General features: G+C 61.3%; 16 protein-coding genes. 14 read left to right on the top strand and 2 right to left on the bottom strand.

All coding sequences use genetic code 11. The features are described 5' to 3' along the window. Positions 1-10: 10 nt before the first annotated feature. The 14 genes from L1K66_RS01235 (at position 11) to L1K66_RS01170 (ending at position 13,589) form a co-directional block, all read left to right on the top strand. Complete coding sequence (locus L1K66_RS01235; protein WP_252259225.1) at positions 11-808, top strand: preprotein translocase subunit SecD; 798 nt, start codon at positions 11-13, stop codon at positions 806-808. Positions 809-858: 50 nt separating this feature from the next. Continuing rightward, positions 859-1,284: a hypothetical protein gene (locus tag L1K66_RS01230; RefSeq protein ID WP_252259223.1), complete on the top strand. Its 426-nt coding sequence runs from the start codon at positions 859-861 to the stop codon at positions 1,282-1,284. 140 nt (positions 1,285-1,424) lie between these two features. Then, positions 1,425-1,871 (top strand): gamma-glutamylcyclotransferase family protein, encoded by a 447-nt coding sequence (locus L1K66_RS01225; protein WP_252259220.1) that lies wholly within the window; start codon positions 1,425-1,427, stop codon positions 1,869-1,871. Between the two features lie 423 nt (positions 1,872-2,294). Beyond that, entirely contained in the window at positions 2,295-2,498 is a 204-nt protein-coding gene (gene rpmI / locus L1K66_RS01220) for a 50S ribosomal protein L35 (RefSeq protein WP_034955727.1), read from the top strand. A gap of 38 nt (positions 2,499-2,536) precedes the next feature. Next, positions 2,537-2,896 carry a 50S ribosomal protein L20 gene (rplT, locus tag L1K66_RS01215; protein ID WP_252259217.1) on the top strand — a complete coding sequence of 120 codons (360 nt, stop codon included), beginning with the start codon at positions 2,537-2,539 and terminating at the stop codon, positions 2,894-2,896. Positions 2,897-3,104: 208 nt separating this feature from the next. Beyond that, a complete protein-coding gene (locus L1K66_RS01210) occupies positions 3,105-4,025 on the top strand; it encodes a helix-turn-helix domain-containing protein (RefSeq protein ID WP_252259215.1) in 921 nt (306 codons plus the stop codon). Between the two features lie 105 nt (positions 4,026-4,130). Next, positions 4,131-5,015: a helix-turn-helix domain-containing protein gene (locus L1K66_RS01205; RefSeq protein ID WP_252259213.1), complete on the top strand. Its 885-nt coding sequence runs from the start codon at positions 4,131-4,133 to the stop codon at positions 5,013-5,015. 97 nt (positions 5,016-5,112) lie between these two features. Further along, entirely contained in the window at positions 5,113-6,237 is a 1,125-nt protein-coding gene (pheS, locus tag L1K66_RS01200) for a phenylalanine--tRNA ligase subunit alpha (RefSeq protein WP_252259211.1), read from the top strand. Then, complete coding sequence (gene pheT, locus L1K66_RS01195) at positions 6,234-8,624, top strand: phenylalanine--tRNA ligase subunit beta (RefSeq protein ID WP_252259210.1); 2,391 nt, start codon at positions 6,234-6,236, stop codon at positions 8,622-8,624. Before pheS ends, pheT begins: the two co-directional genes overlap by 4 nt. A gap of 18 nt (positions 8,625-8,642) precedes the next feature. Continuing rightward, on the top strand, positions 8,643-10,163 hold the full coding sequence (locus tag L1K66_RS01190) for a peptide chain release factor 3 (RefSeq protein WP_034955716.1): 1,521 nt from the start codon (positions 8,643-8,645) through the stop codon (positions 10,161-10,163). Positions 10,164-10,201: 38 nt separating this feature from the next. Next, positions 10,202-11,083, top strand: coding sequence for an alpha/beta fold hydrolase (locus tag L1K66_RS01185; protein WP_252259208.1), 882 nt, complete (start codon positions 10,202-10,204; stop codon positions 11,081-11,083). Positions 11,084-11,103: 20 nt separating this feature from the next. Then, positions 11,104-11,673: a pyridoxamine 5'-phosphate oxidase family protein gene (locus L1K66_RS01180; protein ID WP_252259206.1), complete on the top strand. Its 570-nt coding sequence runs from the start codon at positions 11,104-11,106 to the stop codon at positions 11,671-11,673. Positions 11,674-11,894: 221 nt separating this feature from the next. Further along, the gene (locus L1K66_RS01175; RefSeq protein ID WP_034955711.1) at positions 11,895-12,233 is read left to right on the top strand and encodes a P-II family nitrogen regulator; all 339 of its coding nucleotides are present in this window, start codon (positions 11,895-11,897) and stop codon (positions 12,231-12,233) included. Between the two features lie 18 nt (positions 12,234-12,251). Next, entirely contained in the window at positions 12,252-13,589 is a 1,338-nt protein-coding gene (locus L1K66_RS01170; RefSeq protein ID WP_407931965.1) for an ammonium transporter, read from the top strand. A 122-nt stretch (positions 13,590-13,711) separates the two neighbouring features. Here the strand turns inward: L1K66_RS01170 and L1K66_RS01165 are convergent, their stop codons facing one another. Together L1K66_RS01165 and L1K66_RS01160 are read right to left on the bottom strand one after the other, a co-directional pair. Next, the gene (locus L1K66_RS01165; RefSeq protein WP_252259204.1) at positions 13,712-15,307 is read right to left on the bottom strand and encodes a GMC family oxidoreductase; all 1,596 of its coding nucleotides are present in this window, start codon (positions 15,305-15,307) and stop codon (positions 13,712-13,714) included. Positions 15,308-15,331: 24 nt separating this feature from the next. Next, positions 15,332-16,288, bottom strand: a complete 957-nt coding sequence (locus L1K66_RS01160; RefSeq protein WP_252259202.1) for a sterol desaturase family protein — start codon at positions 16,286-16,288, stop codon at positions 15,332-15,334. Between the last annotated feature and the right edge of the window lie 4 nt (positions 16,289-16,292).

Here is a 16,292-nt window from a genome sequence, read left to right as displayed (position 1 = left end):
CCGACCGCTAATGATCATCCGATATTTCTTGCGCGCCACGGCTGCGCTTCGCCTCGCGGCGCTTGCTCTTTTCATGGCTCCGGCGCTCACCGCATGTGACAGCATTGCCATGCTGTCGGGGCCGACCGACGAGTTCGAATTGCAGGCCGATCTCGCGGCGCTAGGCAAGGATGCGGATACCGAAGCGGAAATCGCGGAGACAATGCAGACCAGCATCGCCGTGATTGAACGCAGGCTAAGCCAGACCGGGGTCTACATCCATGAAATCGCCGATGCGGGCGACGGGCGGCTTGTGCTGAAATTGTCGGGTGATGACCCCAAGGCTGCGCTCGAAGCGATGCTGGCCTATCGGGGGAAGCTTGAATTTCGCATGGCCGACATGAACGCGCTGCCCGACATGGTGGAGCAGGGCATTGCCCCGGTCGGCTCGGAAATCCTGCCGGTGCGCGACAACGCCTATCCGCCAATAGCGGTGCGCCGGAAGGTCGCGGTTGACGGCAGCCGCATCATTGACGCACGGCAGGGGGTCGATCCCTACACCGGGCAGCCGGTCATCAATATTCAGTTCGACGATGAAGGCGGCAAGCAACTGGCCGAAACGACCCGCAGGCACGTCGGCGAAGCAATGGCGATCGTGCTGGACGATGTCATCGTGATGAGCCCGTTCATCAACGAACCCATCGTCGGCGCCAGCATGCAATTGCATGGCGGCTTTGACGAACAGGAAGCTTTCGGACTTGCCGTGGTGCTGCGATCAGGCGCCTTGCCTGCGTCCTTTGCTATCACCGGGCAATCGAAGCTGAATTGAAGTCGGTGTCCGGGGACGAAGCCGTCACGCCGGGGGCAAAGCAGTAGGCGATGGCCAGGGCGCGGCTGCCTGATCGTATCTCGCACGGCGTTGGCCTCGTTACGGTCGGGCTGGCAGCGGTGATCCTGATCTGGGCTTGGTGGAGTTCGGATCGCGAATTCAAAGGGTGCTTCAGGATCGATGCCGATACCGAGCTGGTGATCGGCCATGCAGGGGCCGAGATCCGGGACAAGGGCGCGACTGTCGATCGGGCGCAAGTCGTCGGCACGCGAAGGGTGCGCGGATACCTCTTCACGCTAGATCGCCCCTTCGATGCGGCGGCCTCCGATCCTTCGGCGATTTTCGGCGCGCCGGGTGAAGCGGCGGGCGTGGTCACAGTGCTGCAAAACTGGGGCGAACAAACCCATGTCGCCGCGAACACGCCAGAAGGCCGGATTATCTGGCCGCAAGTCGAATGCGGTAAGGAAATACATTGACCTATCGCTAGAGATCCGATCGCCGCCGAAACCGGAAATTCGGATTGCGATCTTGGGGCGAAGAAAGTGGGAGTGGCAGAAAACTGCCCAACTTCCGCGGCCCTTCGACACAGGCGATACGAGCGGCTATGCGCTAGGTCATGACCCGGCCCACCCACCTCTTCTTCTACGGCATCCTTCAGGAAGGGCTTGGCCCGGATGGCGGGGATTGGCCGTTTCTGGCCGGCCTTGGCATGGGCGCTCCGGCGACGACGACGGGGGCGCTCTATGCCATTCCGGCGGCGGGCGGCGAGGGGGCAACCGGCTGGTTTCCCGCGCTGGTGCTGACACAGGCGCGTTACTCCACCGTGGTGCATGGGATGATCCATGATGCGGGCGAAGTCGATCTGGCGGTGGTGGATGCGTTTGAGGGCGCGGAGTACACGCGCCAGCCGGTGCAGGTCGATGGCTGGGACGGGTTCGGCGAAACGCTGGCCGATGCCTATGTCTGGACCGCCGATCTGCCCGATGGGGCGGAGCCGATCGCGAGCGGGAACTTCGCCGAATGGCTCGCGCAAACCGGGCGCAGGCCGTGGTCTGGCGAATAGCGCGCGCGTGCATGCGCGTTTTCCTACTTTGGGCGTCGCAGCTATGATCCGCGCGGCTCTTTCCCATTGTCGATAGCTGTTTATGCGGGTGACACTTGCCCCATGCCACAGGTGACACTTTCGCACCCCAAAGAGTGACACTCCGGGCGGATCGGGTGACACTTCGGTGCGTGAGGGTGACACTCCTGCACCAAAGGTGGCGGTTTGCGGGGCAATGGTGACACAATCAAGGATTTATCCTCTGGACCGTGTTCCACCTGTTCCATGCTGTAGGGTTTGAGCACCTGTCGGGCGACCGAATCACTTGCTTTCCGGCGCGATAACGCTATGTGGCGCGCTTCACTGACACAGATTACCGAGTCCGGCCTGGCGACAAGGGCTGCCAGGGCTGGTCCAATGTGTCCCTGAGTAAAGGAGACGAAAATGCCCAAACTGAAGACCAAGAGCGGTGTGAAGAAGCGCTTCAAGATCACCGCCACCGGCAAGGTCAAGCACGGCGTCGCTGGCAAGCGTCACCGCCTGATCAGCCACAATGCGAAGTACATCCGCCAGAACCGCGGCACCGACGTCATCTCCGACGCCGATGCCAAGACGATCAAGAAGTGGGCACCCTACGGCCTCGATTGAGCCGTAGCGACGCATTGCTGAATTCAGGAGCTTAAACCATGCCACGCATCAAACGCGGTGTTACCACCCGCGCCAAGCACAAGCGGATTCTCGACCAAGCCAAGGGCTATCGCGGTCGCCGCAAGAACACCATCCGCATCGCCCATCAGGCGGTCGAGAAGGCCGGCCAGTACGCCTACCGCGACCGCAAGGCGAAGAAGCGCAACTTCCGCGCGCTGTGGATCCAGCGCATCAACGCGGCTGTCCGCGCCGAAGGCCTCACCTATTCGCAGTTCATGCACGGCGCAAAGCTCGCTGGGATCGAGCTTGACCGCAAGGTGATGGCCGATCTCGCCATGAACGAAGAAGGCGCGTTCAAGGCAGTGATCGCACAGGCCAAGGCAGCTCTGCCCGCCTGATCCGACTGACCGCCCGCGCCTTCATGCTAGGTGCAGGGCAGGTTGCGGAAACGCACAAAAGGGGACTCCGGCGCGACATGGTGCCGGGGTCCCCTTTGCGTTTGCGCGAGGGTGCGCTTGTAGAGAATCGTCAGCGTCCTTGTATGTTCGCGCCAATTTGGCATGATGAGGCCAAGGAATCGGACAAAACGGGTCGGGTAAACGCGCCATGAGCGATGCAACAGGCATGGGTGCAGCCGAGCACCGGACAGCGCAGACTGTCGTCAAAAGCCAGTTCTTCCCTCCGCCGAGCCAGTTCGACGGCTGCTTCACCACCTTCTACCATGCTGATCTGAAGGTCGCCGGCGGTGGCACGGTTACCGACTATCTGCAGCCCGAATGGAGCAACATCCGCTTCTTCGCCGGTGCCTGTCCAACGTCGCAGATCGGCGACTCGCACGTCAGCGGAGCAAGATTCAATGCGACCGGGCCAAGCTCTTTGCCGTGCCACTTCGAACTCGGCTCATCGAGCATGTGGGGGGTCGGTTTCCTCCCGCTGGGGTGGGCGCGGTTCATGGATGCGCCTGCCTACGACCTCGCCAACATCGCCTGTGATGGCGCGCGACATCCGGTGTTCGCCAAGTTCGATTGCTTGTCAGATGTCCTTTGCGATCCGGCTTTGACGATGGAGGCCCAGCACGAAGCGATCATCGACATGCTCGGGCGCCTGATGCGGCCCAATCGTGACGAACCGCGCATCATCAAGATCCACACAGCGCTCGTCAGTGGCGAGTTCTTGGCGGTGGGTGACCTCGCCGACGCCTGCAACATGAGCATCCGCACGCTGGAGCGGATGTGCCACCGCTACTTCGGGTTCACCCCCAAGCTGCTGATGCGGCGCCAGCGGTTCATGCGTAGTCTCACCAGCTTCATGCTCCACAAGGGTTCACGCTGGACCGAGGCGATGGACGGGGAATATCACGACCAGGCGCAGTTCACGCGCGAGTTCTCAGAATTCATGACGATGACGCCAAGCCGCTATGCCTCTCTCGACCACCCGATCCTTTCGTCTTTCATGGAGGCACGTGCGCGGATCTGGGGCAGCGCGGCGCAAACGCTGGATCCGCCTGTGAATGGTGAAGGCGGATGATGCACCCGGTATTTGCTGTTTGCCCGCGAATTCCCTAGCCATGGTCGTACCGGCTGGAACAAGCCAGTGATCGGGTCGCGCGGGAAGGGAGTGCGGTAAGTAGGAATGCACGCGCAGACAGGAAATGCGATCCGGATACGCTTTGCGCTACCCAGCGCGGAATTGCGCCCCTTTGTAACCACCTATTACCGCACGCAGGTTGTCACGGCGCCAACCGACCAGCCGGTTGAAGACTACCCTCACCCCGAATGGGCCAACCTTCGCTTCATGGAAGACAACTGGGCGCAATCGGCGATCGGGAATGCGCCGCTCGGGCCTTGTCCGGGCTTTGCCGTGACCGGGCCGACCAGCAAGGCAACCCGTTTCCGGATCAGCTCGGGCAAAAGCTGGGGCATAGGGCTGATGCCGCTTGGCTGGGCCATGTTGTTCGACGCGCCAGCCTGCGATTATGCCGATCAGGTAGCAGACGGAATGGGGGACCCTGTCTTTGCCGCGCTCCGGCCGCTGGCATTGAAGCTGCGCGAAACAGGTGCGAGCTTTACCGAGGAAGTGGAACTGATCGACAAGCACATGGCCACGATCTTTACCGGTCCGGCGGCACATACTGAGCAGATTGCAGCGATCAATGCGGCACTTGTTGACCCCGAAATTGCCAGTGTGGCGGCCTTGACAGACCGGGTGGGGATGAATGTCCGCTCGCTGGAAAGACTGTCAAAGCGCGCCTTCGGCTTCACACCCAAGCTGCTGCTGCGGCGCCAGCGTTTCCTTCGCAGCTTGTCGCAATTCATGCTTGATCCCTCGCTGAAATGGCTCAGTACACTCGACTGGCAGTATCACGATCAGGCGCATTTTGTTCGTGATTTCAGGCGTTTCATGGGTATGAGCCCCACCGCCTATGCCAAGCTCGACAAGCCTCTGCTGGTTGCCGCCGCGCGCGCACGGATGGAGATTGCCGGGCAAGCGGTGCAGGGGCTCCACAATCCTGCATAGCGCGAAAGCGGAAATCGCTGCGAGGCTGAGCCAATTGCTCCTTTGCAACTGACGCCATTTGGCGCTAGCGGACCCGCTCACGCTAGCAGGCTCTAAAATGACTGAACTGACATCGCAAAAACAGGCGGCGCTGGAAGCGATTGCCGCCGCAACCACGCTTGACGCGCTTGAGGAACAGCGCGTGGCCGCGCTCGGCAAGAAGGGCTGGGTGAGCCTTGCCCTCAAGACGCTCGGCCAGATGAGCCCGGAGGAGCGCAAGGACGCCGCTCCCGCAATTCAGGCGATCCGTGGCGAAGTCGCCGACGCGCTCGAATCGAAGAAGGCCGAACTTGAAGCAGCAGCGCTCGAAGCGCAGTTGGCGAGCGAACGCCTCGACCTGACCCTGCCTGCCCCCGAAGCGCCTCGCGGCAGCATCCATCCGGTGAGCCAGGTCATGGACGAGCTGGCCGAAATCTTTGCCGACCTCGGCTTTGCCGTGGCAACGGGGCCGGAAATCGAGGACGATTGGCATAACTTCACCGCGCTCAATATGGACGAAAGCCATCCGGCGCGCGCAATGCACGACACGTTCTATTTCCCGGATGCGGCGCCAGATAGCTCCGCCTCGCCGGGCCAACAGGCAAGTCAGATGCTCCTGAGAACGCACACCTCGCCGGTGCAGATCCGTTCGATGAAGCAGCAGGGCGCACCGATCCGCATCATCGCACCGGGCCGGGTCTATCGCAGCGACAGCGATGCGACCCACACGCCGATGTTCCACCAGGTCGAAGGGCTGGTGGTGGACAAGGGGATTCACCTCGGTCACCTCAAATGGACGCTTGAAACCTTCTTCAAGGCTTTCTTCGAGCGTGAGGACATCACCCTGCGCCTGCGCCCGTCCTACTTCCCCTTCACCGAGCCTTCGGTCGAAGTCGATGTCGGCTATTCCAATGAAGGCGGGCGTCGCGTCGTCGGCGGGCACGGTGATGACGAAGGCCATGACTGGATGGAACTGGGCGGCAGCGGCATGGTGAACCGCCGCGTGCTCGAATTCGCCGGGATCGACCCGGACGAATATCAGGGCTTTGCCTTCGGTCTCGGGATCGACCGGATCGCCATGCTCAAATACGGGATGAACGATTTGCGTGCCTTCTTCGACGGCGATCCGCGCTGGCTCACCCACTACGGCTTCTCGCCCTACGACCAGCCAACCCTTTCCGCCGGTGTGGGAGCGCGCGCATGAAGTTCTCGCTGACATGGCTCAAGGATCACCTCGAAACCGAGGCATCGCTGCAGCAGATCCTCGATACGCTCAACGCGATCGGGCTGGAAGTGGAAGGGGTCGAGGATCCGGCAGAACGGCTGGCGGGCTTCCGCGTAGCCAAGGTTCTGACTGCGGCCCCGCATCCCGATGCCGACAAATTGCAGGTCCTCACGGTCGATACCGGGGAAGGCGATCCGCTGCAGGTGGTTTGCGGAGCGCCCAATGCGCGTGCCGGGATGAAGGGTGTGCAAGGCCTGCCGGGGGCGGTCGTGCCAGCCAACGGAATGGAGCTGCGCAAGAGCGCCATTCGCGGCGTCGAATCCAACGGCATGATGTGTTCGGTGCGCGAGCTCGAACTTGGCGACGAGCATGACGGCATCATCGAATTGCCGGATGACGCGCCAGTCGGGCACAGCTTTGCCGATTATCACGGCTCATCGCCGGTGATTGACGTGGCGATCACGCCCAACCGCCCGGATTGCATGGGCGTTTATGGTATCGCCCGTGATCTTGCCGCAGCGGGATTGGGCACGTTGAAGCCCATCGCCATTCCGGCATTCGAAGCATCGGGTGCCTGCCCGGTCGAAATCCGCACCGACGATCCCGAAGGGTGCCCGGCGTTCCGGGGCCGGGTCGTGAAAGGCGTGAAGAACGGCCCCTCGCCCGAATGGCTTCAGGCGCGGCTCAAGAGCGCGGGGCAGCGGCCGATATCGTTGCTGGTAGACCTCACCAACTACCTGATGCTCGCCTTTGGTCGTCCGGCACACGCCTATGATTTGGCGAAGCTGCATGGAGCAGTTGTTGCCCGGCGTGCAAAGCCAGGTGAGCAGGTGCTGGCGCTCAATGAGAAGACCTACACGCTGGATGACAGCATGGTGGTGATCGCGGACGACGAAGAAGTCCACGATATCGCCGGGATCATGGGCGGCGAGAATTCGGGCGTGTCCGAGGATACGACCGATCTGCTGCTGGAAATCGCCTATTTCGATCCGGCGCGCATTGGCGTGACGGGGCGCAAGCTGGGCCTTGCGTCTGATGCGCGGACCCGGTTTGAGCGCGGCGTCGATCCAGCCTTCCTCGAAGACGGGCTTGATCTGCTGACTGGCCTGATCGTCGAGCTCGCCGGAGGAGTGGCAAGCGAAGCGGTGCAGGCCGGCACTCCTCCTGCCGAGCCGAAGGTGGTCAAGTTCGACCCCATGCTCACCACCCGTTTGGGCGGTGTCCAAGTGGCCGAGGACGAACAGCGCCGCATTCTCGAAAGCCTCGACTTCACCGTTGATGCGGATTGGCAGGTAACCTGCCCGTTGCGCCGCCACGATATCGAGGGGCCTGCCGATCTGGTTGAGGAAGTGGTTCGTATCCACGGGCTCGATAAGGTCGAAAGCGTGCCCTTGCCGCGCGTGGACGGTGTTGCCCGTCCGACTGCGACCGCGCAGCAGATGCTGGAGCGCAAGCTGCGCCGCGCAGCGGCCGGAAGCGGTCTGAACGAAGCAATCACATGGTCATTCCTTCCCGAGGATGCCGCGGAGCATTTCAGCGCTGCCGATGATCTGTGGAAGCTCGACAACCCGATCAGCGAAGACATGAAGGTGATGCGCCCCTCGCTCATCCCCGGCCTGCTGCTCGCGGCAAAGCGCAATGCGGATCGCGGTGCCGATACAACCCGGTTGTTCGAATTGGGGCGGCGCTATTTTCGGGCCAAGGACGGGATGAGCGATGAACGCCCGACCTTGGGTGTGGTGCTGGCCGGTGAAAAGGCGCAGCGCGGCTGGGCGACCGGGAAGGCTGCGGCTTTCGACGCCTATGATGCCAAAGCTGAGGCAATAACGCTGCTGGAGGCGGCTGGCGCGCCGGTGGCGAACCTGATGGTGATGGGCGAAGCGGGCGATCAGTTCCACCCCGGCCAATCGGCCACCTTGCGGCTCGGCCCCAAGAATGTGCTTGCACGCTTCGGCATGCTGCACCCGGCGACGCTCAAGGCGTTCGACATGGATGGCCCGGTCGCGGCGGTCGAACTGTTCCTCGACGCGATTCCGGCGAAGAAGGGTGGCGCCAGCTTTGCGCGCCCCGGCTTCACCCCGCCCGCGCTCCAGCCCGTGACCCGCGATTTCGCCTTCGTGGTCGATGCAAACCTTGCCGCCGAAGACCTGCTCAAGGCAGTTCGCGGAAGCGACAAGGCGAACATCACCGCCGCTCGCGTCTTCGATGTTTTTACGGGCGGCAATCTGCCCGAGGGCAAGAAATCGCTCGCAATCGAAGTCACGCTGCAGCCGCAGGAAAAAAGCTTCAAGGATGCCGAGTTGAAGGGGATCGCCGACAATGTGATCGCCGCAGCGGCAAAGCTGGGGGCAGAGCTGCGCGGCTGACGCTGTGGCCTGATTGCCATGTCAAACAGAAGAACTTTCGCGATCATTTCGCACCCTGATGCGGGCAAGACCACGCTGACGGAAAAGCTGCTGCTGCAGGGCGGCGCGATCCACCTGGCCGGTGAGGTCAAGGCGCGCGGTGCGGCGCGGCGTGCGCGGTCGGACTGGATGAAGATCGAGCAACAGCGCGGCATCTCGGTCACTTCGTCAGTGATGACTTTCGAGCGCGAGGGCGTGACCTTCAACCTGCTGGACACACCAGGTCACGAGGACTTCTCGGAAGACACTTACCGCACGCTGACGGCCGTCGACAGCGCGGTGATGGTGATTGACGCGGCCAAGGGGATCGAGCCGCAGACCCGCAAGCTGTTCGAGGTGTGCCGCCTGCGTTCGGTTCCGATCATCACCTTCGTCAACAAGGTCGACCGTGAGGGCCGCGATCCGTTCGAGACGCTGGACGAGGTTGCGGACATGCTCGCGCTCGACGTCAGCCCGCAGATGTGGCCGATCGGCATGGGCGGCCAGTTCGAGGGCCTGCTGGACTTCGCTTCGGGCGAAGTAAGCCGTCCCGAAGGCCCGTCGAAGGAGTTTCTGGGCAAGCGAGACAGCGATCCCGCCATCCCTGAAGAATATGCCGAGGAAATCGAGCTGGCTCAGGTCGGCTATCCCGAATTCGACCTTGAAGCGTACCGCAACGGCGATCTGACCCCGGTGTACTTCGGGTCGGCATTGAAGAATTTCGGCGTGACCGAGCTGATAGAGGCGATTGCCCGTTTCGCTCCGCCGCCGCGTCCGCAGCCTGCGGGTGAAGAGCAGATCCCGCCCACCCGCGACGAAGTCACCGGCTTCATCTTCAAGGTGCAGGCCAATATGGACCCGAACCACCGAGATCGCATTGCCTTCATGCGTCAGGTGTCGGGCACGTTCAAACGCGGCATGAAGCTGACGCCCAGTGGACTGGGCAAGCCGATCGCGGTGCATTCGCCGATCCTGTTTTTCGCGCAGGATCGCGAGATTGCGGACACCGCCGAAGCGGGCGACATCATCGGGATTCCGAACCATGGCACCTTGAGGGTGGGCGATACCTTGTCCGAGCGGAATCAGGTGCGCTTTACCGGCCTGCCCAACTTCGCCCCCGAAATCCTGCGGCGGGTCCAGCTGAAGGACCCGACCAAGACCAAGCAGTTGAGGAAGGCGCTGGATGACCTGTCCGAAGAGGGCGTGATCCAGGTTTTCTATCCGGAGATTGGTGCGAGCCACATTGTCGGCGTGGTCGGGCAGCTTCAGCTCGAAGTTCTGATCTCCAGGCTGGAGGCGGAATACAAGGTGGAAGCCGCGCTTGAGGCATCGCCATTTGCCACCGCGCGTTGGCTGAAGGGCGATGAGAAGGCGCTCAACGAGTTCGAGAGCTTCAACCGAGCCAATCTTGCCCGCGACCGCGATGGTGATCTGGTGTTCATGGCGAAAAGCCCGTGGGACGTGAACTACCAGATGGAAAAGAACCCTGACCTAACCTTTTCGGCGACGAAGGAAAGGTAAGGTTGCGAGGCGCAGCGGTTCGCGGCAAAGCCATTGCCATGAACGCACATACCCCTTCATCCGGCCCGACATCGCAAACCTTCATCTCGCAGCGCCTGCGTCTCAATTACGAGGATTGGGGCGGACGCGGTAAGCCGCCGCTCGTGCTGGTCCATGGCGGGCGCGATCACGCGCGCAGCTGGGACTGGACCGCAGAGGCCTTGCGCGAGGACTATCACGTCATTGCCATGGACCACCGTGGGCACGGCGACAGCGATTGGGTATCCGACGGCAACTACTCCGCGGGCGACATGGTCTATGATCTGGCCCAGTTGATCCATCAGCTTGGCGTCGGGCCGGTTCGCATTGTGTCCCATTCGATGGGGGGCAACGTCGCATTGCGCTATGCGGGCATGTTCCCCGAAATGGTGACGAAGCTGGTCGCGATCGAAGGGCTGGGGCCATCGCCCGAATGGCGCGACAAGCAAAGGGCGACCCCTTACCCAGAGCGCATGCGCGAATGGATCGAGAAGAAGCGTTCCGCCGCTGGCCGCACCCCTCGGAAATACGACAGCATCGAAGCCGCCTTTGCCCGGATGATCGAGGAGAATTCCTATCTGACCGAGGATCAGGCGCGGCATCTGACAATCCATGGCGTGAACCGCAACGAAGACGGCACCTACAGCTGGAAATTCGACCCGCACCTGAATGTCTGGGGCGTCGAGGATGTTGCAGACGAATTCATCGAGGCGACATGGGGCGCGATCACCTGCCCGACACTGCTGCTCTATGGCGCAGACAGCTGGGCGTCCAATCCGGAAAAGGATGGTCGTATCCGCCACTTCAAGACAGCGAAAGTGATCGAGTTCGAGAAGGCGGGGCACTGGCTCCATCACGATCAGTTCGATCGCTTCATCGCGGTGTTGCGCGATTTTCTCTGACTTTTGCTGGAGCAGCCCACATGTCCGATTTCTTCAAAGCGCTAGAGCCCAAGCATGTGGCGATGATCGAACAGCAGCCACTTTTCTTTGTCGCGACGGCCGCCGCCGATGGCCGGATCAACCTCAGCCCGAAGGGTTATGACGCCTTTCGGGTTCTAGGGCCGGGTCGGGTCGCCTATCTGGATCTGGGCGGCTCGGGAAATGAGACGCACGCCCACCTTGTCGCTCCGCAGGCAGATGCCGGGCGGATCACGATCATGTTCTGCAATTTCCAGCAGCCGGCCCTTATTCTGCGCATCTATGGCAAGGGGCGGCCCGTGCTGCCTCAGGATGATGAGTGGGATGATCTGGCCGGGCATTTTACCCTGTTGCCGGGTACCCGTCAGATCTTCGTGATTGAGATCGAAAGCGTTCAGACAAGCTGCGGGTGGGGCGTGCCTTTCATGAGCTTCGAGGTTGAACGCGATACGCTCAAGAAGTATCATGGCAACAGCGATCCTGCCGAATGGGAGGCCAAAATGGCGAAGCGCACCAGCAGCATCGACGGGCTGCCGACGCGGCCCACCGCGCGCTATATTGCTGGCGAGTGAATCCTGACGCCAGAAAATGTCAGGGAACCCGGCTCTTCCTGCAACAAATTGGCTGACCCTGCCCAAAATGTAACCAAAAGATTAAATTTTGTGCACACACGATTGTGCAGGTGCGAAGAAATGTCCTGATTCCGCTGCGGAAGGCGTGTTTCAGAAATATGGCACGCCCCTTGCTTAACCGTTGGGAGCCGGATCCGCCGGCATAGCCAAAGGGGGCACGGATGAAGTTCATCATCGCCATCATAAAACCATTCAAGCTCGATGAGGTCCGCGAAGCGCTGGGTGCCATCGGGGTCGCCGGGATGACAGTTTCCGAAGTCAAGGGTTTCGGTCGCCAGAAGGGCCAGACAGAAATCTATCGCGGCGCGGAATATTCCACCAACATGCTGCCCAAGGTGAAGCTCGAAATCGCCGCCAGCGACGACATCGCTGCGCAGGTGGTCGAGACGATCCAGCAGACCGCCAACACCGAAGCGATCGGTGACGGCAAGATTTTCGTACTCGACCTAGCATCGGCGACCCGGATCCGCACAGGCGAATCCGGTGAAACCGCGCTCTGAGACAAGGGGACCAAACCGATGAAACTATTCTTCTCGAAATTGGCCGCCATGGGCGCGGGCGCGGTGATGATCGCGCAGCCTGCTCTGGCAGCCCCTGCTGCTGAGGCTGCGGCGGCGGTGCCCAATCCCGGCAACAACGCCTGGATGATGACCGCAACGATCCTCGTTCTGCTGATGATCCTGCCGGGCCTGGCGCTGTTCTACGGCGGTCTGACGCGCTCGAAGAACATGCTTTCGACCATGACGCAGATCGGCGCCACCGCCGCATTGGCAATGCTGATCTGGGTCATGTGGGGTTATTCGCTGGCCTTCGGCGATACCACTTACGAAGGCACGCTTGGCCTGTTCATCAGCGGGGGCAGCTATTTCCTCGCCGGAACCGATGCCAGCAGCACCGCTGCGACCTTCACCGATGAAGTCATCAGCAAATATGTCTTCATCAGCTTCCAGATGACCTTCGCCGCGATCACGGCTGCGCTTATCCTTGGCGCCACCGCAGAGCGTATGAAGTTCAGCGCGACGATGATGTTCGTGCCGATCTGGCTTACCATCGTCTATTTCCCGATTGCCCACATGGTATGGGCCGGTGGTGGTCTTCTGTTCGAAGATGGCGCGCTGGACTTCGCCGGTGGCACCGTGGTTCACATCAATGCTGGTGTGTCCGGTCTCGTGCTCGCTTACCTGCTCGGCAAGCGTCGCGGTTGGCCGCAAGAGCCGATGATGCCGCACAGCCTCACGCTGACCATGGTCGGTACGGGTCTGCTGTGGGTGGGCTGGTTCGGCTTCAACGCCGGGTCGGCGCTGGAAGCAGACGGATCGGCAGGCCTTGCCATGATCAACACATTTGTGGCCACTGCGGCAGGTGCACTGACCTGGATGGTGATCGAGCGTGCAGCGGGCCACAAGGGTTCGGCACTGGGCTTTTGCTCGGGCGTGATCGCCGGTCTCGTCGCGGTGACCCCGGCAGCTGGTAACAGCGGTCCGTTCGGCGCGATCCTGCTCGGTATTCTGTCGTCGGCGGTCTGCTACTTCTTCGTCGCCAAGGTGAAGACGAAGTTCGGCTATGATGACTCGCTCGATGCTTTCGGCATCCACGGGATCGGCGGTATCGTCGGCGCCATTGGCACCGCGGTGGTCTACCAGCCGTTCCTCGCTGGCCCTGGCGATGGTTCGACGCCGCTGGGTGACCAGCTGTGGGTCCAGATCTTCAGCGTCCTCGTGACGATTGCCTGGGCCGGCATCGGTACTCTGATCGCCGCCTATGCAGTCAAGCTGACGATCGGCCTGCGTGTTGACGAAGAGACTGAAGTTGATGGTCTCGACATTGCCGAACACGGCGAGCGCGCCTACAACTGATCAACAGTTTGGTGGGGGAAGGTTTCTCTCTCCTCTTCCCCTTTCCCCACCAACCGACGTTCCTCCTGCGAACGAATAGACTGACAATGGGCCGGAGCCAGCGTGCTTCGGCCCCTTTTTTGTCAGGCGGGAACCGTCTCGGCAGCTTTCACGAAATCGGCGCAGCGCTCTCCGATCATGATGCTGGGAGCGTTGGTATTGCCACTTACCAGGCGCGGCATGATACTGGCATCGGCGATCCACAGGCCGTCCAGCCCGCGCACCTTTAGCGTGGGATCGACCACCGCTTCATCATCCGCTCCCATCCGGCAGGTGCCAACAGGGTGATAGACGGTATCGGCGCGATTGCGGATCAGTTCGTCGAGCGCGGCATCGTCATTCAGATCGACCGGGTGACGATCAGTTGGCCCAAACGCCTGCAGCGCAGGCGCGTCGGCAATCCGGTGTGACAGGCGCACGCCTTCGCGCAGAACGGCGATATCGCGATCATCATCAAGGAAGTTGGGATCAATCACAGGTGCGGCCGCGATATCGCGCGATCCGAGCCGCACTGTACCGCGACTTTCGGGGCGAAGGACGCAGGCGTGGAGCGAAAAGCCATAGCCTTTCACATTCTCGCGCCCGTGGTCTTCAAGCACGGCGGGTACAAAATGCCACTGCACGTCGGGGGCGGGGCTTGCCGGCATCACGGTCCAGAAGCCGCCTGCTTCAGCGTAACAGGTGGTCATCGCGCCGGTGCGTTTGCGCCTGTGTTCAAAGATTGCCCCGGCCATCTTGAGAGTGCCCTTAAGCGTTCCGCCGATTGGCACATCAGACGTCGTCTGCCAGCCCGATACATAATCGATGTGATCTTGCAGGTTCGAGCCTACAGCTGCGCGATCCAGCACTACATCGATGCCGTGTTGCTTGAGATGCTCGGCAGGCCCGATGCCGGACAGCATCAGGATCTGAGGCGAATTGAACGCGCCAGCCGAGAGTATGACGCCCCGCCGGGCATAGAGCATTTCCGACCGTCCGCCACGTCTCACCATGACGCCCGTCACACGGCCTTGTTCGACCACCAGCCGCTCGACCAGAGTGTTGGTGCGGACCGCGAAATTCCCCTGCTCGCGGATCGGTTCGACATAGCCGCGCGCGGCAGACCAGCGTTCCCCATCGCGCTGAGTGACCTGATACAGGCCAAAGCCTTCCTGCCGTTCTCCATTGAAATCGTCGTTTGTGCGCAATTGCAATTCGGCAGCGGCTTCGACGAAGGCGAGGCTGGTCGGGTTTGGAGATCGCTGGTTCGAAACGAACAGGGGGCCACCTGCGCCGTGGTAGGCATCTTCGCCGCGCTCGTTCGATTCCGCCTTCTTGAAGTAGGGCAGCACGTCATCATAGGACCACCCGTCGCAGCCGAGTGCAGCCCAATTGTCGTAATCCCACTTGTGCCCGCGGATATAGACCATCGCGTTGATGGCTGATGAGCCGCCCAGCCCCTTGCCCCGCGGCTGGTATCCGATCCGGCCGTTCAATCCTTTTTGCGGCACCGTCTCGTATTTGTAGTTCGAGGAATTGCGGATGAAGGGCATGAAGCCGGGGGTCTTGATGAGAATATTGTCATTCCGCCCGCCCGCTTCGATCAGGCATACCCGGCGTGTTCCATCAACGGCAAGTCGTCCCGCTGCCGCGCTGCCGCCACTGCCACCGCCAATGACGATGTAGTCAAAACTTTCCATGATCTCTCCTCTTGGAGGGAGAGATTAGGCAGCTTCGCCTTGGCCTGCAATCGGGTTTCTGGGTGCAACTGAATTTGGCGCGGCGGACCGCCCGATGTTCTTGCGCCATCTTTCGCGGATCATGTCCGATGTTTCCCGGCTTCCGTCGTGTGTCCAGCCTGGTTCCCGCAGGAGATAAGACAACTTGTGCTTCCAGGGACTGCGCCAGATATCGGCGAGCATCCCGATCCATTCATGGAACACCGACCACAGCAGGTTGAAGCTGCCCAGCTGCTTCACAATTCCGTAGCGGATTCTTTCCTCGTTGGTTTCCGGCTCGAACGTCCCGAACATCTTGTCCCAGACAATGAAAACCCCGGCATAGTTTCGATCCAGATATCGGGGATTCGTCGCATGATGGACCCGGTGGTGAGAAGGTGTGTTCATTACCGCTTCGAACCAGCGCGGCATCCTGTCGATTGCCTCGGTATGGATCCAGAACTGGTAGATGAGGTTGAACCCGCCACAGATCGCGATCATCGCCGGGTGAAATCCGAGCAGCACGAGCGGAATGGCAAAGAGGAACCCGAAGGTAAAGGCGCCCGTCCAGCTTTGCCTGAGCGCTGTCGAAAGATTGTAGTGCTGGCTGGAATGGTGGTTCACATGACTTGCCCACATCCAGCGAATGCGATGCCCCGCGCGGTGGACCCAGTAATACTTCAGATCGTCCAGAACGAAGCAAACCGGCCATGCCCACCAGACAGACCACCATTCAGGCCCGAAATCGAACAGGCGATACTCGTATGTCGCGATGAAGAGGTAGAGCGCAAATCCGCCAAATAGTGCACCTGCGACGGTTGATCCGAGGCCGAATGCAAGGCTGACAAGCGTGTCCATGGGCTCGTAGGCTTCAGGGCGGCGAAACCTCGCCCAAACCATCTCGGCTAGGACGGCCGCGACGAAAAGCGGGACAGCATATTGGGTGGGAGAAAAGTCGGGCATGGTT

Source organism: Erythrobacter aurantius (assembly GCF_023823125.1).
GTDB lineage: Bacteria > Pseudomonadota > Alphaproteobacteria > Sphingomonadales > Sphingomonadaceae > Erythrobacter > Erythrobacter aurantius.
The sequence above is the reverse complement of the archived record's forward strand: the minus strand, read 5'-3'. Positions and strand labels throughout refer to the sequence as shown.